A 26,168-nucleotide genomic window follows, 5' to 3' on the forward strand; every position below is an offset into this window, starting at 1 on the left:
AGGACATTATGAAGTCTATTTTGAAATTGATGGCGGGTGCTGCCATCCTCGTTTCCGTGCATACCGCTGCCATGGCTGCCGATCTCGTCGTCGGTGTTTCCTGGTCGAATTTCCAGGAAGAACGCTGGAAGACGGACGAAGCCGCCATCAAGAAGGCTCTCGAAGCCAAGGGCGCCAAGTATATTTCCGCTGACGCGCAGTCTTCTGCCGCCAAGCAGTTGACCGACGTCGAATCGCTGATTTCGCAGGGCGCCAATGCGCTGATCATTCTCGCCCAGGATTCCGACGCCATCGCCCCGGCGATCGAAAAGGCCGCCGCCGAAGGCATCCCTGTCGTCGGCTACGACCGCCTGATCGAAAACCCGGCTGCCTTCTACATCACCTTCGACAACAAGGAAGTCGGCCGCCTCCAGGCTGAAGGCGTTTTCAAGGCCAAGCCGGAAGGCAACTACGTCTTCATCAAGGGCTCGTCTTCCGATCCGAATGCCGACTTCCTGTTCTCGGGCCAGCAGGAAGTCCTGAAGGCCGCCATCGACGCCGGCAAGATCAAGAATGTCGGCGAAGCATATACCGACGGCTGGCTGCCGGAGAACGCTCAGCGCAACATGGAGCAGTTCCTGACCGCCAACAACAACAAGGTTGACGCCGTCGTCGCCTCGAATGACGGCACCGCCGGTGGCGCCATCGCCGCTCTCGACGCACAGGGCCTCGCCGGCTCCGTTCCGGTCTCCGGTCAGGACGGCGACAAGGCGGCGTTGAACCGCATCGCTCTTGGCACCCAGACGGTTTCCGTCTGGAAGGACAGCCGCGAACTCGGCCAGCGCGCCGCCGAAATCGCTCTCGACCTCGCCGGCGGCAAGGACATGAGCAAGATCGATGGCGCCCAGGCATTCAAGGGCGGCCCGAAGGGCGTGGAAATGCAGTCAGTCTTCCTGAAGCCGCTTGCAATCACCAAGGAGAATCTGAACCTCGTCATCGACGCCGGCTGGATCTCCAAGGCTGAAGCCTGCCAGGGCGTGAAGGCCGACACAGTCGCTGCCTGCAAGTAAGCAAGCTCTGCACTGAAATTGCCGGCGCCGCAGCGGAACACCGTTGCGGCGCCGGATGCGGATGAGAATTCGATCGACGAAATTTCTCCGCCTCGCCGCGCCATCGCGGGTTTTCATTCCCTGCCGGAAGCGTCGCGACGCCACGCGACCCAGTTTCCGGAAGCTCCGCGATGGCCAGTTGAAGAACAGACGCATGACGCCGCAGTTTCTGGCACGCCGGCGCATCCGTCCAAACAAAAGTTGGGGAACGGCAAACCCATGGCCGAAATGGTAAAATCAACGACATCAAGCGGGCCGCGAACGGCGGAAGCCAGTCCGGTAACCCGCTTCTTCCGCGCTACCGAGATCGACACGCGTCTGCTCGGCATGATCGGCGCGCTCATCATCATCTGGATCGGCTTCCACATCATCACCGGCGGCCTCTTCCTGACCCCGCGCAATCTCTGGAACCTCTCGGTTCAGACGACCGACATCGCCATTATGACGACGGGCATGGTGCTGATCATCGTCACCCGCAACATCGACCTTTCCGTGGGATCCGTGCTCGGCCTCTGCGGCATGATCATGGGCGTGACGCAGGCCAAGATCCTGCCGGAATATATCGGCTTCGACAGTCCCTTCACCTGGGCGATCACGCTGCTGGTCGGCGTGGCGGCAGGCTGCCTGATCGGCGCCTTCCAGGGCATTATCATCGCCTTCCTCAACGTCCCCTCCTTCATCGTCACCCTCGGCGGACTGCTCGTTTGGCGTGGCGCCACCTGGCTCGTCACCAGCGGCCAGACGGTTGCCCCCATGGACCAGACCTTCCGCATTATGGGCGGCGGCGCCGAGGGCTCGATCGGCGCTACCTGGAGCTGGATTGTCGGCATCGCCGCCTGCCTCTTCGTCGTAGCCAGCATCGTCGGCTCGCGCCGGCAGCGCCGCCGCTTCGGCTTTCCGCGCCGGCCGATGTGGGCTGAATATTTCCTCGCCACCTTGAGCTGCGTGCTGATCCTCGGCGCCGTTTGGGTCGCCAACAGCTATTACTGGCCGATCAACATCGCCAAGAAATATGCCGAGACCAACAATATTCCCTGGCCCGAAACCGGCCTGGATATTCCCTACGGCATCGCCGTGCCGGTCCTGATCGCCATCGTCGTCGGCATCATCATGACCTTCATCGCGACAAGGCTGCGCTTCGGCCGCTACGTCTTCGCGATCGGCGGCAACCCCGAGGCAGCCGAGCTCGCCGGCATCAAGACCCGCTGGGTCACCGTGCGCATCTTCGCGCTGATGGGCATTCTCGCAGCCGTCGCAGCGGCGATCTCCACCGCCCGCCTCAATGCCGCAACGAACTCGCAGGGTACGCTCGACGAGCTTTACACCATCGCCGCCGCCGTCATCGGCGGAACGTCGCTGGCAGGCGGTACCGGCACCATCGCCGGCGCCATGCTCGGTGCGCTCGTCATGCAGTCGCTGCAGTCAGGCATGGTGCTTGCGCATGTCGACACGCCGCTGCAGAGCGTCGTCGTCGGCACCGTCCTTGTCGTGGCGGTCTGGCTCGACACCGTCTATCGCGCCCGTGCCAAGTGAGAGGAGCCCGAAACATGGCTGATCAACGCACTCCCCTCGTGGAACTGAAAAACATCTCGATCTCCTTCGGCGGCATTCACGCCGTGGACAATGCCTCGGTCGATCTTTACCCCGGCGAAGTCGTGGCATTGCTCGGCCACAACGGCGCCGGCAAGTCGACGCTCATCAAGATCCTCTCCGGCGCCTATAAGCGCGATGGCGGCGAGATCCTGATCAACGGCGAGCCGGCCGACATCCGCAATCCGCGCGATGCCAAGAAATACGGCATCGAGACGATCTACCAGACGCTCGCCGTCGCCGACAATGTCGACGCCGCCGCCAACCTCTATCTCGGCCGCGAGCTGAAGACCCGCTGGGGCACGCTCGACGACGTGGCAATGGAAGCCTCGGCCCGCGAGGTGATGGGGCGGCTCAACCCCAACTTCAAGCGCTTCAAGGAGCCGGTGAAGGCGCTTTCGGGCGGCCAGCGGCAGTCGGTGGCGATCGCCCGTGCGATCCTCTTCAACGCCCGCATCCTGATCATGGACGAGCCGACGGCAGCGCTCGGCCCCCAGGAGACGGCGCAGGTGGGCGAGCTCATCAAGCAGCTGAAGAAGGAAGGCATCGGCATCTTCCTCATCAGCCACGACATCCACGACGTCTTCGACCTCGCCGACCGCGTCTCGGTGATGAAGAACGGCCAGGTCGTCGGCCACGCCCGCACCGAGGATGTGACCAAGGACGAAGTCCTCGGCATGATCATCCTCGGCAAGGTGCCGCCAAAAGCGATCCCCGGCCCCGGCGCCATGCAGATCTGACCGCCGAAAGGCGACAGCCGCGACAATCACGCTCCGCCGCCCGCAAGGCCGGCGGAGTTTTTATGCAACGATCCTCGGGGCTGACGGATAAAAACACCCACCAAACTGCAAGCACCCGTATTTCTGAGAATTTCGCGATTGAAGCCAGCCGCAAGCTAGGCTAAGAACCACCCATCGGACAGGCGATTCAAACCGCCTCAAGCATGCACCCGTAGCTCAGCTGGATAGAGTGTTGGATTCCGATTCCAAAGGTCACAGGTTCGAATCCTGTCGGGTGCGCCATTCCGATTTTGTCCATTCCCGACACATAGGTAACGGAACGTACCTAAGACATAGGTGACAACCTCGTGCCGAACGGGTTGTCGATGGTTTGCAAGGTTCTCTGCTCCAGGTCGATATATCCCAGATCATAGTGCATGAAGCTTATGAGCCAAATGCCGTTATCGACTTCTTTGATGCCGAGTTTCTGTCCGGCCATGACGGTTGAGATATTGATCTTCTTGCGGTGCATACAGATGCGTCCACAATTGGTGACCAGCACGTCGCGGTCATGGAAGGGGTATTCGATCTCGGGCAGGCCGGTATAGAGGCGGTCTGACGGCCGATAAATCTCTGCCGGATGCCGCATGTTCAGCGCCTCATGTGGGCGTTCCTCATTGAATTCGCGGATGAAGTCATCGAAGCGTGCCTGCTGTTGGAGGATCGTCCTGCCGGGCGGGCGGGTGGCCTCCTTCTTCAACATCAGATGCATGCGCTCGTGGCGGCCGTTCTGCTGCGGGTGGCCGGGTTTGATGCGCTCGATGCCGATGCCGAGCCTCAGCCACCAGACCGACAGCTTCGACAGATTGTAGAGCCCATTGGGGCTGGCGAAGGGCAGACCGTTGTCGGAGCGGATGGCGGTGGGCAGCCCGCGTTCGGCAAAGAGCCTGCGGAAGGCTTCGAAGACGCCCTGCTCGCGGGTCGATTCGAAGGCCTCGCAGCAGAGAAGGTAGCGTGATACCTGGTCGGTGACTGTCAAGGGGTAACAGTAGCGTCCGTTGCCGAGCTTGAACTCTCCCTTGAAATCGGCGCACCAGAGGTCATTGGGAGCAAGCGCTTCACCAAGCACCGTTCCCACGGCCTTGTTCGCCCGGTTCCTCTTGCGGGCCTGGCTCACAAGGCCGTGTCGGTCGAGCACGGCATGCACGGTGCTTGTGGCGGGAATGCGCACATCGCCTGCAAGCCGCTTGACCAGAAGCTCCCGGATTTTGCGTGCTCCCCAATATGGTTTTTCCTTCTTCAGTCGCACGATCATCGCCGTGACTGGCTCGGGCAACTGGTTGGCATAACGGACCGGTCGGCGCGACCGGTCCGTCAGGGCATCAAGCCCTTCGTCCTTGTAACGGTTGAAGATCTTGTAGCCGGTCTTGCGCGAGATGCCGAACTCCCGGCAAACATCGCTCATACCCTCGCCCTCAAGCAGCCGGGCGACAAATCGAAGACGTTCCTCCATGACCGAAGTCTCTCTCCACGGCATCAACACCTCCCGCTCCAAAACGGAAAGTGTTACCCATGTCTCCGGTACAAAACGTCACCTATCTCTCAGGTCGGGCAGTACATTCCAAAATCGTGTCGTGACGTCTAGTTCTGACCCCAAGCGGAAGTTCGGCCGGATAGACTCCTTCAAACTGCGTCAATACAATCTCTTTTACCGAGTTTTAAGAGCCAGCGGTCAAGCAGGGGCGACGTTGTGGAACTGGTCATTGGTCGGCTGCCACCCACCAGAGTGAAAGAGGCAGTTGCCCTGCTGACGCGGGCATTCATGCCCGACCCGATCTTCTCGTATTACTTTCCTGAAGCCAACCGGCGCGCCGAGGTGTTCCGAGCCTTCTTTAACGATGTGGTGCGCACGCACATCAGGTTTGGGCACGTCTATGCGGCCATGATGGATGAGAAGATTGTGGCGGCGGCGGTCTGGCGGCCACCAGACGCTGGACAGTCGACCGCCAGGGACCTCAGGCGCCAAACGCTGACTGAAAACCGGGTACGTGCGATCGACCCAAAAGCTGCGGTCGCCCTATTCGAAGGCTTCGCTGGGCTCGAATCCGGGCATCCTGCCGAGCCGCATTGGTACCTTTTCTTCACCGGGGTTGAGCCTGAGATGCAAGGTAGCGGCATTGGATCTCGCCTGCTTGCCCCGGTATTGGAGAACGCCGACCGGTCGCGCGCGCCATGCTATTTGGAAACGCCCTTTCCGCGAACCCACGACTTCTATCGTCGGCTTGGCTTCGTAATCGCCGTGGAGGGGCATCCGTTTGCGGGGGCGCCCACGCTCTGGGCAATGACTCGGGCACCGAAATGAGTCAAAACTGATGTAATAGGGCCGAAATCTACTTGTTCAAGCGCTGGTCCGCTCCTGGCCGCAAAGCGGGCCCTCCGCTCCGAGAAGTGTTCTTAGAAATCAACTGGCGCAACAATGACATAGCGGTGCCCAGTTTCATCTCGTCCGGTGCGCCAGTTCTCCATTGTCCGTTCTGGACACATAGGTGGTTATTCCTCGGACATAGGTAACACTTTTGAGCCGAAAGGGTTCGGCAGTGGTTCCAGTCTACTTGGCGTATTTCTCGGGCCGTCTCGCGCTATCAGGAATCAGCAATTTCATCCTTCGGAGTACGGCAGGCCGTCGGAAACGGAGGCCGAAATCGGGGATGTTTCCAGCGATTCGCACTCAAATTGGACGCAGGCCCCCATTCCGCCCTGTTGCGAACAAGGTAGACCCACTTGGCATCGCCGGCAGGTTTTGTCGGACTGCCGGCGCGCGTGCAGGCGAGGAAGTTTTCGAGCCCGGCCGCCGCGTGCCCCACCGGCCATCACGAGAGCGGCTCAACTGACCTCCGCGAGTCCCTTCCTCTCGATGAAAGCATCGCGCAGCGTGGCTGCGAAGACCGCAGTCTCATCAATGCGGTCGCTCCCCTCGTCCTTGTCCAGCCGCCGCTGATCCTATTGCTTTTCGGCCGATCTCAGCACCCCTACAAGGATTCGACCGTCGGTGAAGTACGGATCGCCGCCGCCGTTGCGACCATCTTTTGTCGCACCGACGCCTGCGCGCTCGTAGGTCATGGAGATCTGCCCGGCGGCCTTGAGGTCGCCGATCACCAGTTCGCGCTCGGCGTCGAGATCGGGTCCGATATGGTGGGTGATCTGCCCGGTGTCGTGGCTGACGCCGACGCCGCGGTCGAAGCTGGCGGAGCCCAGCCACAGAGGCTGGCCGTCGGCGCCGACGGTCGCCGTTTGCCAGAGGCGTATGTGGTGGCGCTCGTCCGCACTTCGTCCGACAGGCTTTTCGAAAGCCAGATCCTGCTTCCGGCCGTCGAAGAACAGCGGGCTGACGGGTGCATCGAGATCCGGCCGATCAAACGCCACGCTCAGGCCGATTTCGACCGAGGAGAGCAACGTTATCCTGTCAGCGGGATCCCAGCCGGCGGCGGCGAAGGCCTTGATCACCTGCTGCTTCGGGCCGACGACCCCGACGTTGATCGGGTCGCCCGGAATGTCGTCGCCGGTCGTGGTGACCATCCGGCTGAGATCGGCAACGGTGCTCCGGTCGCGGAAGATCCAAAGCTCCGGCATCACCAGGTAGCAGACGAGCAGATACGCCAGGAGGACGGCGGCAAGAACGCCCGCCGCCGACTTCCATCTGCCTCGACTGCTTCTCCCCTGTTCCATTGCAATGTGCCGCTCCCGACTTCAGTAGCAGGGCGGATACGGGTAGTAGCCGCAAGGGGGGTGATAGTAGTATGGCGCGGAGGCCGCCGCGGCACCGATGGCCGCGCCCGTCGCGACCGCGGCGCCGTAGCGGGCCGCAGGGTGCGCATACCAGCCCCCATGAAAGCCGACCGCACCCACGCCGACCACGCCGACACGCCCCATTCCGGCGCGCGCCACGAACATGTCGATGAAAAGCGAAGCCGGGCCATTGGCCTTTGCGAGTTCGCCCTCGAGAACCTGGACGTCAAAGGTCAGCGTGCCGCCATCCAGCTTTGGCTTGGTCAGGACCACGACCGCGTCTTCCACAGCGGTGCCATCGCTGCTCATGACGGAGATCGTCGCGTTCGGCGGGTCGACCGCGAAGCTGTCCTTGCCCTCGTCCCATTCCTTGATGAACTCGGTCGTGAGCACATGTCCGGCCGATCGTACGGGACGGTCGGCGAACACGATGGAGTTCGGGGTGACGCCCGTCATCGTCAGCTTGCCGTCGACCAGCGTCGCCCCGCCGGAATTGAGGACGGCGAGCGACGGCACCATCTTCGTGGCCGTGGTCGCTCCAATGGTCTTGGCGGCGGGTGCCGTGATCGCGTCTTCGGCCTGCGCCGCTCCTGCGAACGACATGAGGCAGGCTACGGCGAGAGTGCCGATCCGTATATGGCGTTTCATGGAGAATTCTCCTTTTTGCTACTTCACGAGACCGAGGTTCACGAGCTGGACGCGCCGATTGTCGGCGGCCTGCGGGTTCGACGGATCTACGAGCCACTCCTCGCCGACGCCGATAGCGAATAGGCGGTCCGGGGCGATGGCGAAGGTCGTCGACAATGCCTCCGTGATCGCGTTCGCCCGCTTCTGGCTGAGGTCCAGATTGTGCTTGGCGTCGCCCGTCGAGCTCGTGTGTCCGACGACAAGGAACTTGTAGCGCCGCAGGTTCGGATGATGCAGGGCGTCGGCGATCATGCCGACGGTGCGATAAGATTTCGGTTCGATGGCGATGGAGTCGTTCTCGAAGTCGATCTCGACGATGAGCTGCGACAGCTTCGAGAGTTTCTGCCAGTCGGGAAGCGCGGCGACGCCCTTGCCTGCGCTCGCCGCCGCTTCTTCCATAAGCAACGCAATGTCGATGCCGGGAGCCCCTCCCTGCAATCTGCCGAGCGTGCGCACCACCTGCGGACCGCTCAGTTCCTGGGCGAACGAGTGGCCGGGTGCCAGCAGCAGTCCGGCGGCAAGCATCGTCGCAAGTCGAAAGCTCTTCATGATCCTGTGTCCCTTCAACATGGTTCACCGCCAGCCGGCGTCGATGATGGCCTGGCCGCACTGGCCTTCGTTCACGCGCGTCGCCTTGTTCAGGCAGGAAAGAATGTTTCCCTCGCCCACCACGCCACTGCAGAACTGCGCGACATAGTGCTTGCACATCGCGGTGAACGACGACTGGGCGGCAAGGCGCTGCTCAATCGAGGTGGTGACGCTCGCCAGTGTCGAGGTGCAGGTCGGCGAGACTTTTGGGGCATGGGATTCGAGGCAGTTCTGGATGCGGCCGCTCCCGAGATTCAGGCCCTTGCAGAACTTCTTGATGTCGGATCCGCAGTCGTTGGCGAGCGTGCTCACCGCATCGGCAAAGCTGATGGTGTCGGCACGGGCCGCACCGCTGAGCGCCAGGAACGCGACCAGCGCCCCTCCTAACAGTCTGGTTCTCGTCGACATGTTACCCCCATCGTGAACGATTGATCGTCGGAGAAACTCTCCGCACGCATCTGGTGCGCTTTCGGGGGTGAGAAGGGAAGTATGTTACGGTTACACGGACCGTAGGAGACGGCGTTCAACGCGTCGCCGCAGCGATGGATGTGGCAGCTACTCGCCGCGCTCTGGCGGCCGATCCTCCATCGCCTTCCCGAAGCGATCCAGTTCGAGCGAGTAGCAGAAGAGTCCGAACAGCGTCCCCGCGACATACAGGCCCTTCACGAACGCCTGGGCGAATGGCGGAAAGGCGTCGAGTTCCGGCAGATGCCTGAAGAAAATGGCCGAGAAGAGCGCGCCGCCGAAAAAGAAGCTCACCCTGCTGGCGAAGAAGAGCAGATGCGCCGCAAAGACACTGTGAAACGGCGACGTGACCGGCACCCATTTCAACCGTGTCCAGTAACAGCAATGAAGCAGCGCGGCGTTGGCAACAATCCCGACCTGGTCCGAGAGATCCAGCATCTGCCGCTCCCCGAGGTGGGTGACCAAGCCATGAAAGATGGGGAACACGATCCAGAACAGGATCAAGGCCGCAGCGGTCTGAGCTGCGAGGAGACCCAGGTAGATCCATGGTGCCGACGGCCCTGATCTTGACTTCAAGCTCCGCCTCCCTGCAGTCCTGCAGATCGTTGCTATGGCACATGAGCCAAGCTCAAGGCGCCGTGGCTGGTGCCGGCGGCGCACGCATGCTTCCGGCCGACGCTGATCCGACATACCAGTCGGATCAGCATTGGAGTTCATCGCATATTGTAGCGTCACTCGACCGGTTCGAACTCGCCTGGCTTCCAGGTCTTGTCGAACCATGGCTCAAGGGGCCCATAGAGGCGAAGAAGGACGTTCCAACCCTTGCCGGGCACTGTCTGGACCCAGTTGGCCTCATGGCCTTTCGGCGCCGTCGGACCGAACCAGACGTCGACCGACGAGTCCGCGTTGATCACGATGTCTTTCTTGTCGCTTCCGATGCTGGGGAATTGCCGGTCCGTCTGCAGCATCGAACGCGTCTGATTGTCATACGCCACGAACGACCAGAATTCCTTTGCAGGAATGTTGGGCGGCATGTGAATTTTATAGGTCTTGCCGCCGTCGAACGGCTTGCCGTCCTTGTCGGTCGTTGCGCCGGCATATTGCGAACCGATGCCGACGCGCTTTATCGCCATCGCCGGGGTGATGCCCGTCGCGTAGTAGTGGAACAGGACGCGGGCATCCAGATAGCGAACGCCGGGCTGCAGCAGAAACTCGTAGCTGCCGCCGACAAAGCCGGTGAACCAGGCACTGTTCGGATAATAATAGGCGTCCTTCATGCGGGTCTTGAAAGTAATGGTGCGCGCCGTCGCATTGCCGACGGCCACGGCTTCGGTGAGGATCTTCTTCATTCGTTCATCGGGTGCGAAGGCTTTGCCCTTGACGATGCCGATCGCTGCGAGCTGCCCCAGCACTTCCGGATGATAGGCTTCGTTCGGCTCGTACTGGACGATGGCGTTCACTTCCTCGTAGAAATGGAAATTATTGGCATGGATCGTATTGAACTCCTTGCCCGAGACGTTGACGATCTTCATCGGCGGTGGATTGTCGGCTTCCGAAAGCGGATAGACCTTGGCGAATTTCCTGGTGTTTTCGACGGCCGTCGTCGTACTGCCGTTTTCGAGGAAGCCGCGCCAGAAGAACAGGTTCCCGTAGGTCGACGACCGCAATACGTGATAACCCTCGGGGACCACGCCCTCGTAGCCCGGCGGCAAGAGCAGGTACTTTCCACCCTTGCCCTTGTCCGGGCCGGCATTGCCGACATCGCCGACATATTCGAACCAGTGGTTGTCAATCATGCCCAGGATGTTGGGTGGCGTCTCGACGACCAGCGGACCGGCTTTGGTATCCAGCCACATGAGATTGTAGATGCTTTCGGTGTTGCCTGTGAGGAACAGCGAATGCGAGTCCATGAGGTTTTCGAAGATCAGGATCGTCTGGTTGTTGTCGGCGCCCTGGCTGGCCAGTCCAACCCGCATAGCTTCGACGGATGCACCGGGCATCGCATTGAGAAAAGCATCGACGCCGCGCATGAAATCGAGATTGTCATAAATCTTCTCCGAAGTGGCGTCGTCCGGAAAGCCGTCAAAAAAATTCAGCTTGCCAATCCTGGTGTCGACGCTCTCCGGCGTGACGATCGAATCCGGTATCGGCGTCGCCATCTTCGTCTTCGGTGCTTCGGCGTACGCGGCCCCCCAGCCCATCAGTAGCACCGCGGCAGTAGCGTAAACCTGTCTCGTCGCGCGTTTCATTGCTCTCTCCTTGTCGACCGCCCCGTCGGTCGTTTTTCATGAGGTCGCCAATCTGTGTGCATTCGGCGGCGCGCGGGGAAGTATGTTACCGTTACACGACCGTAGCTTGCGGCGGGCCGCAACCGGACTCCGGCTAGAACTTCACCGCCAGTCGCGTGAAGACGCCATGCTGGGTGGCGTCATATTGGAAGCCACCGTCCTTGTAGTCGGTGTAGAGGGCCTTGTAGCCGAAAGACGAAGCGAGGCTGTCCGTCCAGTTATAGCCGACCGTCGCGGTGCCCTGCAGCGTGATGTCCGAGGCGACGCCGAAGCCGCCGACGTCGGCCATGACGTCCACGAACCATTTGCTGTTGACATCATAATGCATGGTGAGCCCGACGATCGGATCGGCCCAGCTTTGCGAACCACTGCGGTCGATCGCCGGGAAGAACACGGGATCGATGCCGAGTTCCACCTTGTTGTGCTGGTAGCGAAGTCCGCCAGTCGCATAGAGCTGCATGTTCGCCACGTTGATCGGCAGCTCGTAGCCGACAAGGGCCGTCGCCACGATCTGTGTCTGCTCGAAGTCGCCCGTTCCGCCGAAGGGGCCGAAGTCGGCGTCGGTCGAAATCTTGGCCCACATGACATCCGTATAGAGAAGCCAGCTATCGCCTGCTGCTTGAAAGGATCCTGCGAACACGCCGTCCAGATCCTCGATCACGTCCAGAGGCGAGACGTCGACCGCCGCCGCCGGGAGGCCGCGCACGCCGATGTCGCCATTCAAACCTGCCAGCCAGCCGTCGAACGTGAACTGGAACTTCCATCCGCTGCCGACCACGACCGGTCGAGGTTCCGACATGTCTGCGGCGGCCGCGGGTGCCGCCGCCAGGGCCAGAGCCAACCCGCAATAGACGCTTTTCATTTCAATCATGCAGCAGCCCCGATCTTTCATGGCTCCGGCGATCGCCGGAAATGAGTCCCTGCGAACGGGATAGCCGATCACGCCGGAAGCACCCGTATGTTACCGTATCCGATTGTCCCCGCAGACTATTGGCGTGACCATTTCTGCGACTCGCAGACGACCTTCATCACGCAGCCTTTGAGGGTGACCGTGTCGCCGGAAACGCTGATGGTGCCGTTGTAGGTCTTCTTCGCGTCGGGATCGGTGATCTTGCCGGAATAGCTGCCGCCGCTGCCTTCGAACGCGCCGATCTTCTCGCCGGTATGCTTGCCGCTCTTTAGCGTGATGCAGAAACCGCCGCCGCACGGCTCGATCGCGGCGGTGTCGCCGAGCGTGGTCTTCCAGTTTCCGACGATCGGCTCGGCTGCGCTCGCCAGTCCGGTCGACATCAGCAGCGCTGTGACGGAGATCAGGATGGGTTTCACGGCAAGGTCCTCGCATGGCTGGCCCGCCACCGGGCCGATGACCGAATGGACCACACATGCGCTGCCGACCGCAAGAAACTCATGGTGTGTTACTGTAACCTACATGGTGCCGGCACGGTTCTGTGTCATCTTCACGACGACGACGCATGCGCCCCCCGCGTCGCCTGGCCGGGAGCCGATGCAATGGAATACGACACGGAGTTCGCCAAGCGCAGGTTTCCCGAGCAGACGCTGGAGATCGAAGCGCTTGCCTCCCGCAGTGAAAGCTTCCGGGAACTGTGCAACGACTTTTCCATCGCCGACCAGCTCGTGCGGGACTGGAAGTCGTCTACGGCTCCGGAGCGGGACGCACGTTATGCCGAGGCGCTGGAACTCATGGACGGCCTCGCCGCGGAAATCCACACCATGCTGGACTTTGCCAAGGTCGTTCCATTCCCAGCCGCCCGATAAAGTCGCGATCTCGCCGTCGTGGCGGCACGGGGGCTACAGAAAAGGAACAACATGCCTCGACCGATGGCGATCATCCTCATCCTCCCGGTCGCCGTTATCGTGGCGGCTTTGACAGCCTGGAGTTCCCTCGCCCTATGGTATCGCCTACCCCTGCCTGATGGCGGGCGGGCGATCGGCACTGGCGTCTTCCTCGTCTACGGTCTCTTCACTGTGGCGGCGCTTGCCAGCCGGCAGCGCATCAGAGCCCTCCTTTCGTTCGCGATCGTCTTCGCGCTGGTTCTCTTCTGGTGGAACTCGATCAAGCCGGAAGCTAACGCCGCATGGGCGCCGGATGTCGCCCGCCAGGTCACGGGTCGTGTCGAGGGAAATTCGCTGACCTTGACCGATGTCCGGGACTTCGAGTGGCGAAGCAATTCCGACTTTACGGAGCGCTGGACGACGCGAACCTACGATGTCAGCAAGGTGAGGACGGTCGACCTGTTCATGTCATACTGGGCGGGGCCGAAGATCGCGCATGTGATCTTCAGCTTCGGCTTCGAAGGCGGCGAACAGCTCGCCTGGTCGATCGAGGTGCGCCACAAGGTTGGGGGCGGATTTTCTCCCCTTGCCGATCTCTTCAAGAACGACCCGCTGGTGGTTGTTGCCGCGGACGAACGCGACGTCGTCGGCGTCCGCTCCAACGTGCGTGGCGAGGACGTCCAAATCTATCGGCTGAGAGCCAGTGCCGAGCAGGCGCGGAACCTGCTGCTCGAGTACGTCGCGGAGGCAAATGCGCTCGCCCGGACGCCACAGTTCTACAACTCGATCACGACGAACTGCACGACGACCGTCGCCAAGCTGATGCGGGTCGCAGGAGACAAGGTGCCGTTCGACTGGCGGCTGATCGTCAACGGTTATCTTCCCGACTACGCCTATGACCGGGGAGCCGTCGACACCTCGATGCCGCTCGAACGCCTGCGGGAGATTGCCAAGATCGACGTGCGGGCGCGGGCGGATGGATTGTCGCCCGACTTCTCGAAGGCCATCCGTCTCGGCGTGCCCTTCCCGGTCGTCGTCACTACGCCGTAACGTACAGTAACATACGAAGGGAATCGCGATGATTGAGGCATGGTCCGGCCTGTCAGGAATTCGCTAGGCGAAGTTTCGATTATGCCCTTAACCAGGACCAAACTCATGAACCTCATCAAGCACTTTCAGAACGCCGCGACGGCTGCGGCCCTCCTGATGATGGTGGCCGCACCAATGCTCGCTCCGACCCCGGCCGAAGCCCGCCGTGCGGTGGTCGGCTGCGGAGCGAGAGGATGTGCGGCCGTCGGCAATCGCGGCGCCGTCGTGGTTCCTCGCGCGCCCGTCAGGCGCGGCGTCGTCGTCGTGAATCCTCGCCGCTATTGGCCCGCCGGGGGTGCGATTGCGGCTGGAGCCGCCATCGGCTTCATCGCGGGCGCCGCGGCGGCCTCGGTCGCCGGGACGCCGCCGAAGTCCGGCATGTGCTGGTACTATACGGATAGCACCAAGAAGACGGGTTTCTGGGATGTCTGTCCACGATAGCGCGCAACGATCGGCGTTAGCATCGAGCGCGTCGATCGATTTCAACAGGACCGCGGTGATGTAGCCGGAATGCGGATGGGGGACTTGAGCTTGTTTGGTTCGTTGACTGCTGGTCGCATCCGGCGACTTCTTCCATGCCTCGCGCTGGTCGTGCTCACGGGCTGCGGCGGACATCCGAAGGGCGTGCTGTCCCCCGTTGCGGACACCGTGCCGGATACCAGTCGGGTCGATATGCTGGTCGCGACCACCCGCGCCCGATCGACGGTTCCCGGCGAGATGTTCACGGGCGAGCGCGCCCGGACGCCGTCCTTCGCGCAGATGAGAGTGTCACTGCCCAAGGTCCGCAAGGAGGGCGACGTCGCCTGGCCAAGGAAGCTGCCTTCCAATCCGAAGACCGACTTCGCCACGCTGAAGGCCGACGAGCTCAGTCTCGAGGGGGCGAAAGGCTGGCTGAACGCCTCGGTCAAAAGGAACCGCGACCACAGCGTCCTGGTCTTCATCCACGGCTTCAACAACCGCTTCGAGGACAGCGTCTACCGCTTCGCTCAGATCGTCCACGATTCCAATGTCCACAGCACGCCGGTCCTTGTGACCTGGCCATCGCGCGGCAGCCTGCTCGCCTACGGTTATGACCGCGAGAGCACCAACTACACGCGCAACGCGCTCGAGACGCTGTTCCAGTATCTCGCCAAAGACGGCACCGTGAAGGAAGTCAACGTGCTGGCCCACTCGATGGGCAACTGGCTGGCGCTGGAAGCGCTCCGGCAGATGGCGATCCGCAACGGCGGTCTCCCGGCGAAGTTCAAGAACGTCATGCTCGCCGCTCCGGACGTTGACGTGGACGTCTTCCGGTCTCAGATCGAGGACATGGGCGACCCTCATCCGCAGTTCACGCTCTTCGTCTCGCAAGACGACAAGGCGCTTGCCTTCTCGCGGCGGGTCTGGGGCAACATCCCGCGGCTCGGTTCGATCGATCCGGAAACCGCGCCGTACAAGGCCGAACTCGCCGACTACAAGATCTCGGTGATCGATCTGACCAAGATCAAGGTCAGCGACGACCTCAATCACAGCAAGTTCGCGGAATCGCCTGAAGTCGTCCAGCTCATCGGCGCGCGGCTGTCCGAAGGGCAGACGCTGACCGACAGCCGGGTCGGCCTCGGCGACACGATCCTTGCAGGGACGACGCATGTGGCGGCGGCGGCCGGAAGCGCCGCGGGCCTCGTACTGGCCGCCCCCGTCGCCGTGCTCGACGCCGATACTCGCAGCAACTACGCCAATCATGTCGGCGGTCTGACCGGGCAAGACAGCGGGACGCAGAAGATTGCGGTCAAGAACTGCGCGGCGACGCCGACCGACCCGGCGTGCCGGAAGCAACGATAGCAGGAGGCGCGCGCTTGAGTTCGCCACGCCTGGCACGCTCGTCTTCATATGCCCGTTCGGGGCCTCGTTCATCGGCGTCGTCGTCTGCAACCGGCTGCCCGGCCCATAGGTGATCCGCCTTGAAACTTCTTTCAGGTAGACGAAGGGCTCTTCGGGGGTTAGGTTGCATAAGGGGATTTTAATACAAGCTTTAACTGTCGCGCATCTGTGTGACGAGGGGAAGATGCAATGCAGACCTCGGTGCCTTTGCCTGACGATCGGGCCGAGCGCCCCTGTCCGACCCATGAGGAGGTCAGGGCGCAGCTTGAACGGATTCTGTCGAGCCGCGAGTTTCCCAGCGCCGGACGTGGCGCTGCCTTCCTGAAATATGTCACCGAGGAGACGCTTGCAGGCCGGGCACAGCGTCTCAAGGCGTATTCGATCGCCATCGAAGTGTTCAACCGAAGCGCAGGCTTCTCTCAGGAGGATCCGGTCGTCCGCATCGAGGCCGGACGTCTTCGCCGGGTCATCGAACGCTACTATCTCGTTGCAGGCCAACGCGATCCGATCCGCATCGACATCCCTAAGGGCGGCTACGTGCCGACCTTTACGTGGAATGACTCGCCGATGGAAACGGCCGAGGACGCGCTGAACGAAGACGTCGCCGAGCGCCGGGTTTTCGCGTGGCGGCGTCTCGCCTGGCCGGTGCTGGCCATGCTCGTGGCATTCGTCTGCGCAGGCCTAGGCTATTACGCCGGCGTTCTGACGGGGCCGGCCATCGGTCGTTCCGCCGGGCAGGTTCCGGGCGAGCCGACCCTTGTGATCGCACCCTTCGCGGACCTGGGCGACGGCCCGCAGGCGGCACGTTATGCCGCCGGGCTGACCGAGGAGCTTCTAACCGCCCTTCCCCGCTTCAAGGAGATCACGGTCTTCGGCCGCGAGACATCGAAGGCACTGCCTCCAGGCGTCGAGGCGTCGCAGGTGCGCGAGGGGCTTGGCGCCCGTTACCTGGTCGCAGGCGGGGTCCGCGTCGCGGGCGACAAGGTCCGCGTGACCGTGCGCCTCGTCGACACCTCCGACGGATCCATCCTGTGGTCGCAGGATTACGACGAAAATCTGGACACGCACGAGCTCTTCGTCATTCAGACGGATGTCGCGAGCAAGGTGGCGACGGCCATCGCCCAGCCTTACGGCATCATCGCGAGATCCTTGGCGGCCAATCCGCCGCCGGACAATGCCGGCGTCCATGACTGCACGCTGCGCTTCTACGCCTACCGTGAGGAGCTGAACCCGGAAACGCACCTGATCGCGCGCAACTGTCTGCAGAACGCCGTCGCGCGCTTCCCCGGCTACGCGACCGCTTGGTCGATGCTCTCGATCATCCATCTCGACGAGGGCCGGTTCGAGTTCAATCCACAGAGATATAAGGGACCCGCGATGGAGCGCGCGTTGGGTTCGGCGCGGCGGGCGGTCTCGCTCGAACCCGACAACACGCGCGCCCTGCAGGCGCTTATGACGGCTCTATTCTTCAACAACGAGACGAAAGAGGCCTTCGAGGTCGGCGAAGCGGCGCTCGCCGCCAACCCGAACGACACGGAGTTCCTCGGAGAGCTCGGAACGCGCGTCGCGTTCTCGGGGCAATGGAAGCGCGGCGCGGAACTGCTGGATCGTGCGATCGAGCTCAATCCAGGCGGCGCCGGATATTACTTCGGGACGCGCGCGCTGATCGCCTGCATGCTCGACGATCATGAGATGGCGGTGCGGCTGATCCGTAAAGCCGACCTGCAGAAATTTCCGCTCTTCCATGGCGTTGCCGCGGTCATCTACTCCGAGGCCGGGCTGCTGGCGGAAGCGAAGCGCGAGGGCGAGGTGTTCATGAACATGCGCCCCGATTATCTGCCCAACATCGTGGCCGAGAACCGGAAGAGAAACCTACCGCCGAAGGACAGCATGCGCATGATCGCAGCGCTACGACGGGCCGGACTGCCAGTGCCGAGCGCGACGGATATCGAAGCCGAGTTCAGGGTCTCCGACGCCTCATACGGCCCGTGAAGGCCGTACGCTACAGTAACATACGTTTCTTCTTCCGGCTCGTTCCGCCATTCTTCCGGCGCATGACCCCAGACTGCCTCACCGCCAGCCTGGGCATCGGATGGAGACATAGCAATGGCCAAGACCTCATCGACCCGCACCCTGCCGCTGAAGAGGTCCCTGATGCTCGCCGTCGCCGCGGCCCTCGGCGTGGGGGCGCCGGCCTACGGCCAGGATTCCAGCGCCGATCTCGCCAAGAAGCTTTCGAACCCGATCGCCTCGCTCATCAGCGTTCCCTTCCAGTTGAACTATGACCATGGCTACGGTCCGCTCGATGGCGACAAGGCGACGCTGAACATCCAGCCCGTTATCCCCTTCTCGCTGAACGCCGACTGGAACCTGATCTCCCGCACGATCCTTCCCGTGACCTACCAGAACGACATCGCCGGGCCATCCGGATCGCAGTTCGGTCTCGGCGACGTCGTTCAGAGCTTCTTCCTATCGCCTGCCAAGCCCACCGATGGCGGCCTCATCTGGGGCGCGGGACCGGTCTTCCTTATCCCGACCGCGACCGATGATCTGCTCGGCGGCGAGAAATGGGGCGCAGGTCCGACCATCGTCGCGCTGAAGCAGGACGGCCCCTGGACCTATGGCGTGCTGGCCAACCATATCTGGTCGTTCGCCGGCAACGAGGACCGCAACGACATCAGCAGCACCTACATGCAGCCCTTCCTCTCCTACACGACGCCGACTGCATGGACGTTCGCGCTGAACACGGAATCCACATACGACTGGAAGGCGCACGATTGGTCGGTGCCGATCAATCTGACCGTCTCGAAGCTGCTCAAGGTGAACGAGCAGCCGATCAGCCTGACGGCCGGACTTCGATACTGGGCGGCGGCTCCGGACGACGGCCCCGAAGGGCTCGGCGTCCGGGTCGGGCTGACGTTCCTGTTTCCGAAGTAGTCGCAAAGAGCCGCGGTTCTACGGCGCCTCCTCACGGAACTACGCACAACTTCTTCTGCCCACCGCGTGCCCTCACTGCACGCTGCAAACCGAAAGGACGTTCAAATGCTTACGAAACGCGATCTGCTCCGCTCCGCTGCGATGGCCGCACTCGTCGCCGCAACGGCGAAGTCCACCCCGGTGCTTGCGCAGAACAAGGCCAAATGGCCCGGCCTGCTGGAGGCGAAGGACATCGCCGAAGAAGGCTTCGTCTACGGCTTGGCACCCGTGATGTTTTATGCGGTCATGCAGGAATTTGCCGTCGACAAGAACTCCGGACAGTTCAAGGCGCCGTTCAACGAAATCGAAAACCAGCACCACGTCGCCAGCCCGGCGGATACGGCCGTCATCACGCCGAACAGCGACACGCCCTACTCCTTCATCTGGCTGGATCTGCGCGCTGAACCGATGGTCATCTCGGTGCCCGAGGTTGAAAGGGACCGCTACTACGCGGTTCAGCTCATCGACGGGAACACCTACAATTTCGGCTATATCGGGACCCGCGCCACGGGCACCGAACCGGGCGACTATCTTGTGGTCGGCCCGAACTGGAAAGAGGAGACGCCAAGCGGGATCAAAAAGGCCTTCCGATCGACGACGCCGTTCCCGCTCGCGCTTATCCGCACCCAGCTCTTCAATCCCGCCGACATGCCGAACGTGGAGAAAATCCAGGCGGGCTACAAGGCGCAACCGCTTTCCGCCTTCCTCAAGCAACCCTCCCCGCCCGCCGCGCCGAAGATCGACTTCCTTCCCGCCACCACTGCCGGAATCAAGGAAAACTTCTTCCAGTATCTCGACGCGGCCCTTCAATTCATTCCCGAGACGCCGAGGGACAAGGCTGTCCGCGCGAAACTTGCCGGAATCGGCATCGGCCCCGGCAAGACCTTCGACTTCAAGGATCTGCCGCTCGAACACAAGGCGGAAATCCTGGTGGCCATGAAGCAGGGCGACGGCAAGGTCGACAAATGGCTGGCCAGCGGAAACAAGAACATCAACGGCTGGAACGTCGGTGCGTTCTTTGGCGACGAAGCCTTCTACAACGGCGATTGGACCATGCGGGCGGGCGCCGCAAAGGGCGGTCTCCTTGGCAACGACGCCGCAGAGGCGATGTATCCCTATACCCGAACTGACGCGACCGGCGAGCCGCTCGACGGCAGCAAGCACAAGTACACGCTCACCTTCCCGCCCGGCCAGTTGCCGCCAGTGAATGCCTTCTGGTCCGTGACGATGTACGACGGCAAGAGCCAGTTCCTGGTGAAGAACCCGATCAATCGCTACCTCATCAACTCTCCGATGCTGTCGGCGATGAAGAAGGACGCGGACGGCTCGCTGACGCTCTACCTTCAAAAGGACAGCCCCGGCGCGGACAAGGAAGCCAACTGGCTTCCGGCCCCGGACGACAAGATCTATCTGGTGATGCGCCTGTACTGGCCGAAGACGGAAGCGCCTTCGATCCTGCCGGCAGGAGAAGGGGCGTGGCAGCCACCCGGCGTCAAGCGGGTCTCGTAAAAGGCGCTGAACGCCGACTGGAACCGGATCCCCGCGCGATCCGGTCCAATTCAACCATGTGCAAAGGATGCCTCAGATGCGCCTGACGAACACAAAGCTGCTTTTGCTCTCATCCACGATGCTCGTCCTCGCCGCAGCCTCGGCAGATGCCCAGGAGCGGCAGGCGTATTTCGGTGAAACCCATGTCCACACGGGCTGGTCGTTCGACGCTTACATTTTCGGCAACACCAAGAGCACGCCCGCCGATGCATATCGATATGCCAAGGGAGAGGCGATCAAGCATCCGCTCGGATACGACATCAAGATCGGCACGCCGCTCGACTGGATGGGCGTCACCGACCATTCGGAATACGTTGGGACCGTATCGCTGGCGAACACCCCCGGCTCCTCGATCAGCAAGCTCCCGATCGCCGAGAAGCTGATCGTCCACAATCCGGCGGACATCACCCGCATCTACCTCTGGCTCGGCAACACGATCGTCGACAAGAAGCCGATCGCGGAGCTGATATCGCCGGAAGTCGCCAACTCCGTCTGGAAGCAGAACGTCGACCTCGCCAATCAGGCGAACCAGCCCGGCAAGTTCACGGCCTTCTGCTCATATGAATGGACCTCGACGCCGAACAACCGCAACATGCATCGGAACGTCTTTTTCCGGGACTGCGCCAAGGTGCCGGCCGCGCCCTACAGCTCCATCGAATCAAGCGATCCTTCGGATCTCTGGGGCTGGATGGACGGCCAGCGCAAGGCGGGCAACGAGTTGCTGGCGATCTCGCACAACGCCAACCTCTCGGACGGGCACATGTTTCCCACCGACGTCGACGAGAAGGGCCGTCCGATCGACGCGGCATGGGCGGCGTCGCGCGACCGCAACGAACGATTGAGCGAGATCAAGCAGATCAAGGGCGCGTCCGAAACCCATCCGACACTGTCGCCCAACGACGAGTTCGCCAATTTCGAAATCTTGACCTACCTTCTAGGCGACCCCGCGGGCCGCTTCCCGACGATTTCCGGAAGCTACATCCGGCAGGCCCTCAAGGACGGCCTCTCGATGATGGAGGCGCGCGGCTTCAACCCCTACAAGACGGGTTTTGTCGGCGGATCGGACTCACACAACACGGGCGTCCCGTACCGTCAGGACAATTTTTACGGCGGCCATGTCCTCAACGACGGCGACATCAAGCAGCGGATGTCGGGTTACGTCTTCGCGGGCCTCGACGTCAGGCTCGAGAACCCTGCCGGCCTGACGGGAGTCTGGGCAGAGGAGAATTCCCGCGAGTCGCTCTTCGACGCCATGCAGCGCAAGGAGACCTTCGCAACGAGCGGCCCGCACATCCGCGTTCGGTTCTTCGGCGGTCCGAACGAGACAGGCGTCGTCGGCAAGCAGGACTGGGTCAAGTCGGCCTATGCAGGCGGCGTGCCGATGGGCGGCGACCTGCCGCCGCTCGGCGAGGCCAAGACGCCCTCCTTCGTCGTCTGGGCGGTGAAGGATCCGACCTCGGGCAACCTCGACCGCATCCAGATCGTCAAGGGCTGGACAAAGCACGGCCAGAGCTTCGAGAAGGTGTTCGACGTCGCCTGGGCCGGAAACCGCACGCCAGACAAGTTCAGCGGCGTGGTGCCTCCAATCGGCAGCACCGTCGATATCTCCGAAGCCACCTATACCAACACCATCGGCGCGGTGGAACTGAAGGGCGAGTGGACGGACCCGGAATTCGATCCGAGCCTAGACGCCTTCTACTATCTCCGAACGCTGGAAATCCCGACGCCGCGCTGGACGACGATCCAGGCCAAGGAGCTTGGCATCGCGCCTCCGGACAACGTGCCGGCCACGGTCCAGGAGCGGGCCTGGAGTTCGCCGATCTGGTATACGCCCACCCAGGAGCTGAGGACCGCCGCGACCAAGGGCACGACCGTCGCCGACCTGAAGCAGAAGGGCGCGACCGTACTAGACAATGCCGCGCTCACCGACCTCATCGTCGGCAAGTCGAGCTGGGTCCGCAACAACGTCACGGACGAAGTCTTCAGCATTGCGTGGACCCCCTCCGGTCAGCGTCTCATCACCAACAGCAACGGTGCGATACCCCAGCCCAGCGAGGTGGGCGACGTCATGCATGGGGGTCTGATGGGTGCGGGAACCGGTTATGCGATCAAGGACGGAGCCATCGTAACGACCCTTGGCAACGCACCATACGAGGCGACGGTCTACAAGCTTGGCGACAAATACTTCGCAGCCCGGAGCAACGAGTTCGGCTACGCGAACTACGAGGTCGTGCCGACGCCCAAGATGCTCGACCCAGTCGGCCAGCCGAAATCGCCGTTCTAGGCGGTATCCGCAAACACCGGTGCGTCGGTTCATCCCGGCGCGGGTGCATGTCTGGTGGAGAGAGACGCGATGGAAACGACACGACCAATCCGACGACCATCGATCGGTTTGCTGATGGGCCTCGCAATGCTGACTGTGGCGTTCACGAGCGAGGTCCGGGCCTGCGCCATCTGCTTCTCCGGGCTGACGGTGACGCCCGGTCAGAAGCTAGACGCGGCCGATCAGGTGGTGTTGGCCGCTCCGCTGCCCGGCGGCGGCCAGTTCCGCGTCGTGGACGTTATCAAGGGTGGCGACTCCGTGGGCGACGTCATCGCGCAGCCTGGCCTGGCAGCACCGCTCGCCAAGACGGTCATGTCCGTCGACGGCTTGACCGCCGGTGATGAGATTGCCGCCACGCTGGACGAGAACCCATGGCTCATTGTTCGCGACCGGGTCTCCGAGAAGTGGACGGCCATGGGAACGATGCACGTTGATCATGCGACCTGGCTGCGACAACTGGTGCAGACAAAACACGGCGGAAGCCTCCGTCCTCCTCCACCAGTCTGGCCGCAGATGGGTCTGACGGCGTCGTATCTGGTTGAGTCAGAGTGGCGTGAGCGCATCGCTCTCGTTGGAAGCCAGCTCGAAAGCGCCGACCCGCTCGTTGCGGAGATCGCCTATGGGGAGTTGTCGCGCGCGCCCTACGCCACGATGCGGCTGATCCGATCCGAGATCGACGCCGAGAAGGTCCGAGCATGGCTGGCCGATCCGCGCCTCGCTTCCCGGCGCTCTGCCTACACCTTGCTGCTCGGCATCACGGGCGGCCCCGGCGACGCCCTCGACATCGAGCGGCAGATCGATGCGGCCATGAAGAAGCGGGAGACCACCAACCTGTCGGCCATGCTCGCCGCCGATCTGGAGCTGCGCGGACAAAGCCGTGTCGGATGGCTGGAAACGACGTTCCTGACCGACCGCCAGCGCTCGCTGCAAGAGGTCCAGGCAGCGTTGCTGGCGCTTAGCGTCCATGGTGGCGCAGCCGACACGCTGCCCCGCATCCGCATCGTCGAAGCGTACCGCGCCTTCATCACGGCGCGGCCGCAGATGGCCGGGTTCGTCGCGATGGAGCTGGCCGACTGGGAAGCGTGGGAGGCGACGCCCGACTACCTCGCCATCATCAGGGCGAACGCCGTCAAGGACCCCGGTGAACGGTTTGCAATCCTCAGCTATCTGCAGCGCAGTCCGCGCACCACCGCCGACGCGGCCGTCCGCGCGGCCGTAACTCGTCAACAGTAGGTGTACCCCCAATGAAACTCCTGCCAATTGCGCCGGAACCCTCGATGCCGGCTGAGACTGCACCTATAACGACCTGGCGGCGGTTCGCCGGCGAGCCGCTGCTGCAGTTCGTCGTGGTGGGCGCCGTCCTGTTCGGCACCTATTCCTTCGTCACGCCGAAGACCGAGGAAAGCGTCGACACGCACAGGATCGATCTAACGAGGGACGACGTCCGACAGCTCGCGGTCACCTGGCTTGCGCAGGGGCGGCCACTTCCCACTCCGAAACAGTTGGGCAGCCTGATGGAGCAGAAGGTCACAGAGGAGATTCTGTTTCGGGAGGCGGTCTCGCTCGGTCTCGACCGCGACGATGAGATCATCAAGCGGCGGCTCGCCCAGAAGATGGATTTTCTGGCCGCAGACGTCGCGGCGCTGGACGAGCCAAGCAAGGCCACCCTCGCCGAATGGTATGCGAAACATTCCGAGCGCTTTGCGCTGGCACCCCATCTCAGTTTCCGGCACCTGTATTTCTCCCTCGACAAGCGCGGCGACGCGTCACGCGAGGCAGCCGCATCGGCGATCCCCCTCGTCTCCGGCAAGCCAGTCGATTCCCCTGAAGTCGCTTCGATCGCCGACCCGTTCATGTTCCGAAACTACTATGGCGATGCGACGCCGGAGCAGATGGCCAAGGAGTTCGGTCCGGAATTCGCGAAAGCCATATTCGATCTGACGCCGGGATCGTGGCAGGGACCCGTACCGTCGGGATACGGATGGCACCTAGTCTGGATCGATTCCGTCGAACCCGGACGCGTTCCAGCCTTCGAGGAAGTCGCGCCGGCCGTCAAGGCGGCCTGGGTGGATGAGCGATATGCCGAGGTGAAGCAGAACGCACTCAGGGAGATGCGGTCGCGCTACATCGTGACCCTGCCGACCGTCGGACCGGAAGACTTGCAGAACCTGCAGGTTCTAGCCGGAACGGGCGCCTCGATCGAGGTTTCGGCGCAATGAACGGCCGGTTGCGCGGATTCTGGACTCTGGTTGGTGTGATCATCGCCGCCCTGGCATTCGCGTCGGCCGCCGTCGCTCATGAGATAAGACCAGCCTACCTGCAGATCGATCAGAAAGCCGCCAACCGATACACTGTCACCTGGCGGACGCCGATGCTGTCGGGAATGAGGCTCCCCGTCGCCCTGCGGTTTCCGGAAGGCGTCCGCAACGTGACCACTTCGGAGCGCAATCTTCCGGACTCGGTGGTCGAAACCCGCGTGATCGAGACGACGAACGGAGCCCTTGCGGGCCAGCGTGTCGAGTTCATCGGGCTTCAGGCGACGATCACCGACGTGCTCGTGCGCGTGCGCTTGCTGGACGGCCCCGCCTCGATAACCATGGTTCGTCCATCACAGCCGTGGATCGACGTAGCCGCCCGGCCGGGCAGTCTGGAAGTCGCAAGAACATTCATGCACCAGGGCGTCGAGCACATCCTGTTCGGCTACGACCATCTGCTCTTCGTCCTGGCGCTCATCTTCATCGCGCGCGACTGGAAGGCGCTGTTATGGACGGTCACGGCCTTCACGGCGGCGCATTCGATCACCCTGACGCTGGCGACCCTCGGGATCGTGCATGTCCCCGGACCGCCGGTGGAGGCGGCGATCGCGTTCAGCATCCTGCTGCTTGCCTGTGAAATCATCCGGGTGCAGAACGGAAAGGCCAGCATGACCGCGCGACGGCCGTGGCTGGTCGCGTTCGCCTTCGGCTTGCTGCACGGGCTCGGCTTCGCTGGCGCACTGGCGGACCTTGCGCTGCCGCAGAGCGACATTCCGCTGGCGCTGCTGTTCTTCAACGTCGGCGTCGAGACTGGACAGTTGGCGTTCATCGTGGCGGTGATTGCGATCGTCTGGCTTGCCAGGCTCGTGCGCTATCCGCCGTCGGTCGGCAGAAGGGCGTTCGTGACGGCGACATACCTCATCGGAGCGACCGCGGCGTTCTGGTTTGTCGAGCGGCTGTCGGCGTTCTAGGGCGCCGCGCCGTGAGGTCGCCTGTGACCGGAAGAGCGAAAATCGGCGACCCCGCCAGGGCGCTCCGCCTCGTCGAGCGCCGCAACCGGCTGGTCGAGTGAAGTCGGACTGGATACAACTCTCCACATTCGAAAAACAGCC

At 62.6% G+C, this 26,168-nt stretch carries 24 protein-coding genes and 1 tRNA gene; 16 read left to right on the forward strand and 9 right to left on the reverse strand.

Annotated features, from left to right (window positions below):
- Positions 1-8 precede the first annotated feature (8 nt).
- From xylF to BA011_RS14120, 4 genes are all read left to right on the forward strand, one after another.
- Positions 9-1,049: a D-xylose ABC transporter substrate-binding protein gene (gene xylF, locus BA011_RS14105; protein WP_065280931.1), complete on the forward strand. Its 1,041-nt coding sequence runs from the start codon at positions 9-11 to the stop codon at positions 1,047-1,049.
- 258 nt (positions 1,050-1,307) lie between these two features.
- Positions 1,308-2,621 carry a sugar ABC transporter permease gene (locus BA011_RS14110; RefSeq protein WP_027664003.1) on the forward strand — a complete coding sequence of 438 codons (1,314 nt, stop codon included), beginning with the start codon at positions 1,308-1,310 and terminating at the stop codon, positions 2,619-2,621.
- 14 nt (positions 2,622-2,635) lie between these two features.
- The gene (locus BA011_RS14115; RefSeq protein ID WP_003542059.1) at positions 2,636-3,418 is read left to right on the forward strand and encodes an ATP-binding cassette domain-containing protein; all 783 of its coding nucleotides are present in this window, start codon (positions 2,636-2,638) and stop codon (positions 3,416-3,418) included.
- A 205-nt stretch (positions 3,419-3,623) separates the two neighbouring features.
- Positions 3,624-3,700: transfer RNA gene (locus BA011_RS14120), tRNA-Arg, on the forward strand.
- A 43-nt stretch (positions 3,701-3,743) separates the two neighbouring features.
- Here BA011_RS14120 and BA011_RS14125 read toward each other — a convergent pair.
- Positions 3,744-4,934 carry an IS481 family transposase gene (locus BA011_RS14125; RefSeq protein WP_065280932.1) on the reverse strand — a complete coding sequence of 397 codons (1,191 nt, stop codon included), beginning with the start codon at positions 4,932-4,934 and terminating at the stop codon, positions 3,744-3,746.
- Positions 4,935-5,147: 213 nt separating this feature from the next.
- Between BA011_RS14125 and BA011_RS14130 the strand changes: the two genes are divergently transcribed.
- Positions 5,148-5,759, forward strand: coding sequence for a GNAT family N-acetyltransferase (locus BA011_RS14130; RefSeq protein WP_151343473.1), 612 nt, complete (start codon positions 5,148-5,150; stop codon positions 5,757-5,759).
- A gap of 638 nt (positions 5,760-6,397) precedes the next feature.
- Here BA011_RS14130 and BA011_RS14135 read toward each other — a convergent pair.
- From BA011_RS14135 to BA011_RS14170, 8 genes are all read right to left on the reverse strand, one after another.
- A complete protein-coding gene (locus tag BA011_RS14135) occupies positions 6,398-7,123 on the reverse strand; it encodes an LssY C-terminal domain-containing protein (RefSeq protein WP_065280934.1) in 726 nt (241 codons plus the stop codon).
- 21 nt (positions 7,124-7,144) lie between these two features.
- A complete protein-coding gene (locus BA011_RS14140; RefSeq protein WP_065280935.1) occupies positions 7,145-7,831 on the reverse strand; it encodes a hypothetical protein in 687 nt (228 codons plus the stop codon).
- Positions 7,832-7,849: 18 nt separating this feature from the next.
- A complete protein-coding gene (locus tag BA011_RS14145; RefSeq protein ID WP_065280936.1) occupies positions 7,850-8,419 on the reverse strand; it encodes an OmpA family protein in 570 nt (189 codons plus the stop codon).
- A 24-nt stretch (positions 8,420-8,443) separates the two neighbouring features.
- Positions 8,444-8,866: a cysteine rich repeat-containing protein gene (locus BA011_RS14150; protein WP_065280937.1), complete on the reverse strand. Its 423-nt coding sequence runs from the start codon at positions 8,864-8,866 to the stop codon at positions 8,444-8,446.
- Between the two features lie 147 nt (positions 8,867-9,013).
- Positions 9,014-9,361: a hypothetical protein gene (locus BA011_RS14155; protein ID WP_237352480.1), complete on the reverse strand. Its 348-nt coding sequence runs from the start codon at positions 9,359-9,361 to the stop codon at positions 9,014-9,016.
- Positions 9,362-9,654: 293 nt separating this feature from the next.
- A complete protein-coding gene (locus BA011_RS14160; protein ID WP_065280939.1) occupies positions 9,655-11,172 on the reverse strand; it encodes a DUF1254 domain-containing protein in 1,518 nt (505 codons plus the stop codon).
- 133 nt (positions 11,173-11,305) lie between these two features.
- Positions 11,306-12,082, reverse strand: a complete 777-nt coding sequence (locus BA011_RS14165) for a hypothetical protein (protein ID WP_151343474.1) — start codon at positions 12,080-12,082, stop codon at positions 11,306-11,308.
- A gap of 116 nt (positions 12,083-12,198) precedes the next feature.
- Positions 12,199-12,501 carry a DUF2147 domain-containing protein gene (locus BA011_RS14170; protein WP_051077434.1) on the reverse strand — a complete coding sequence of 101 codons (303 nt, stop codon included), beginning with the start codon at positions 12,499-12,501 and terminating at the stop codon, positions 12,199-12,201.
- Between the two features lie 219 nt (positions 12,502-12,720).
- Here BA011_RS14170 and BA011_RS14175 point away from each other — a divergent pair, with 219 nt between their 5' ends.
- From BA011_RS14175 to BA011_RS14225, 11 genes are all read left to right on the forward strand, one after another.
- Complete coding sequence (locus tag BA011_RS14175; RefSeq protein ID WP_026158814.1) at positions 12,721-12,987, forward strand: hypothetical protein; 267 nt, start codon at positions 12,721-12,723, stop codon at positions 12,985-12,987.
- Positions 12,988-13,038: 51 nt separating this feature from the next.
- On the forward strand, positions 13,039-14,055 hold the full coding sequence (locus BA011_RS14180) for a DUF4105 domain-containing protein (RefSeq protein ID WP_065280940.1): 1,017 nt from the start codon (positions 13,039-13,041) through the stop codon (positions 14,053-14,055).
- Positions 14,056-14,160: 105 nt separating this feature from the next.
- Positions 14,161-14,535 (forward strand): hypothetical protein, encoded by a 375-nt coding sequence (locus tag BA011_RS14185; RefSeq protein WP_020050388.1) that lies wholly within the window; start codon positions 14,161-14,163, stop codon positions 14,533-14,535.
- 75 nt (positions 14,536-14,610) lie between these two features.
- Positions 14,611-15,915, forward strand: coding sequence for an alpha/beta hydrolase (locus BA011_RS14190; RefSeq protein ID WP_186806557.1), 1,305 nt, complete (start codon positions 14,611-14,613; stop codon positions 15,913-15,915).
- A gap of 228 nt (positions 15,916-16,143) precedes the next feature.
- On the forward strand, positions 16,144-17,946 hold the full coding sequence (locus BA011_RS14195) for an adenylate cyclase (RefSeq protein ID WP_065280942.1): 1,803 nt from the start codon (positions 16,144-16,146) through the stop codon (positions 17,944-17,946).
- Between the two features lie 162 nt (positions 17,947-18,108).
- Complete coding sequence (locus BA011_RS14200) at positions 18,109-18,891, forward strand: transporter (protein WP_237352672.1); 783 nt, start codon at positions 18,109-18,111, stop codon at positions 18,889-18,891.
- A 105-nt stretch (positions 18,892-18,996) separates the two neighbouring features.
- Positions 18,997-20,439, forward strand: coding sequence for a DUF1254 domain-containing protein (locus BA011_RS14205; protein WP_065280944.1), 1,443 nt, complete (start codon positions 18,997-18,999; stop codon positions 20,437-20,439).
- Between the two features lie 76 nt (positions 20,440-20,515).
- A complete protein-coding gene (locus BA011_RS14210) occupies positions 20,516-22,762 on the forward strand; it encodes a DUF3604 domain-containing protein (protein WP_065280945.1) in 2,247 nt (748 codons plus the stop codon).
- A 69-nt stretch (positions 22,763-22,831) separates the two neighbouring features.
- Positions 22,832-24,034, forward strand: a complete 1,203-nt coding sequence (locus BA011_RS14215) for a hypothetical protein (RefSeq protein ID WP_065280946.1) — start codon at positions 22,832-22,834, stop codon at positions 24,032-24,034.
- Positions 24,035-24,045: 11 nt separating this feature from the next.
- Positions 24,046-25,020, forward strand: coding sequence for a peptidyl-prolyl cis-trans isomerase (locus tag BA011_RS14220; RefSeq protein ID WP_062940534.1), 975 nt, complete (start codon positions 24,046-24,048; stop codon positions 25,018-25,020).
- Positions 25,017-26,027, forward strand: coding sequence for a HupE/UreJ family protein (locus BA011_RS14225; RefSeq protein WP_062940533.1), 1,011 nt, complete (start codon positions 25,017-25,019; stop codon positions 26,025-26,027). The genes BA011_RS14220 and BA011_RS14225 overlap by 4 nt, the downstream gene beginning before the upstream one ends.
- Positions 26,028-26,168 lie beyond the last annotated feature (141 nt).

The sequence above is a fragment of the Rhizobium leguminosarum genome (assembly GCF_001679785.1).
In the GTDB taxonomy this organism is placed as follows: Bacteria; Pseudomonadota; Alphaproteobacteria; order Rhizobiales; family Rhizobiaceae; genus Rhizobium; species Rhizobium leguminosarum_R.

Bases quoted from the DNA above. Each gene is read 5' to 3' on its own strand.
- BA011_RS14210 (WP_065280945.1), top strand. From the start codon at position 20,516: ATGCGCCTGACGAACACAAAGCTGCTTTTGCTCTCATCCACGATGCTC.
- BA011_RS14175 (WP_026158814.1), top strand. From the start codon at position 12,721: ATGGAATACGACACGGAGTTCGCCAAGCGCAGGTTTCCCGAGCAGACG.
- BA011_RS14205 (WP_065280944.1), top strand. From the start codon at position 18,997: ATGCTTACGAAACGCGATCTGCTCCGCTCCGCTGCGATGGCCGCACTC.
- BA011_RS14115 (WP_003542059.1), top strand. From the start codon at position 2,636: ATGGCTGATCAACGCACTCCCCTCGTGGAACTGAAAAACATCTCGATC.
- BA011_RS14155 (WP_237352480.1), bottom strand. From the start codon at position 9,361: ATGCTGGATCTCTCGGACCAGGTCGGGATTGTTGCCAACGCCGCGCTG.
- BA011_RS14195 (WP_065280942.1), top strand. From the start codon at position 16,144: ATGCAGACCTCGGTGCCTTTGCCTGACGATCGGGCCGAGCGCCCCTGT.
- BA011_RS14160 (WP_065280939.1), bottom strand. From the start codon at position 11,172: ATGAAACGCGCGACGAGACAGGTTTACGCTACTGCCGCGGTGCTACTG.
- BA011_RS14185 (WP_020050388.1), top strand. From the start codon at position 14,161: ATGAACCTCATCAAGCACTTTCAGAACGCCGCGACGGCTGCGGCCCTC.
- xylF (WP_065280931.1), top strand. From the start codon at position 9: ATGAAGTCTATTTTGAAATTGATGGCGGGTGCTGCCATCCTCGTTTCC.
- BA011_RS14165 (WP_151343474.1), bottom strand. From the start codon at position 12,082: ATGATTGAAATGAAAAGCGTCTATTGCGGGTTGGCTCTGGCCCTGGCG.
- BA011_RS14220 (WP_062940534.1), top strand. From the start codon at position 24,046: ATGAAACTCCTGCCAATTGCGCCGGAACCCTCGATGCCGGCTGAGACT.
- BA011_RS14180 (WP_065280940.1), top strand. From the start codon at position 13,039: ATGCCTCGACCGATGGCGATCATCCTCATCCTCCCGGTCGCCGTTATC.
- BA011_RS14145 (WP_065280936.1), bottom strand. From the start codon at position 8,419: ATGAAGAGCTTTCGACTTGCGACGATGCTTGCCGCCGGACTGCTGCTG.
- BA011_RS14225 (WP_062940533.1), top strand. From the start codon at position 25,017: ATGAACGGCCGGTTGCGCGGATTCTGGACTCTGGTTGGTGTGATCATC.
- BA011_RS14140 (WP_065280935.1), bottom strand. From the start codon at position 7,831: ATGAAACGCCATATACGGATCGGCACTCTCGCCGTAGCCTGCCTCATG.
- BA011_RS14150 (WP_065280937.1), bottom strand. From the start codon at position 8,866: ATGTCGACGAGAACCAGACTGTTAGGAGGGGCGCTGGTCGCGTTCCTG.
- BA011_RS14135 (WP_065280934.1), bottom strand. From the start codon at position 7,123: ATGGAACAGGGGAGAAGCAGTCGAGGCAGATGGAAGTCGGCGGCGGGC.
- BA011_RS14125 (WP_065280932.1), bottom strand. From the start codon at position 4,934: ATGCCGTGGAGAGAGACTTCGGTCATGGAGGAACGTCTTCGATTTGTC.
- BA011_RS14190 (WP_186806557.1), top strand. From the start codon at position 14,611: ATGGGGGACTTGAGCTTGTTTGGTTCGTTGACTGCTGGTCGCATCCGG.
- BA011_RS14215 (WP_065280946.1), top strand. From the start codon at position 22,832: ATGGAAACGACACGACCAATCCGACGACCATCGATCGGTTTGCTGATG.
- BA011_RS14110 (WP_027664003.1), top strand. From the start codon at position 1,308: ATGGCCGAAATGGTAAAATCAACGACATCAAGCGGGCCGCGAACGGCG.
- BA011_RS14200 (WP_237352672.1), top strand. From the start codon at position 18,109: ATGCTCGCCGTCGCCGCGGCCCTCGGCGTGGGGGCGCCGGCCTACGGC.
- BA011_RS14170 (WP_051077434.1), bottom strand. From the start codon at position 12,501: ATGTCGACCGGACTGGCGAGCGCAGCCGAGCCGATCGTCGGAAACTGG.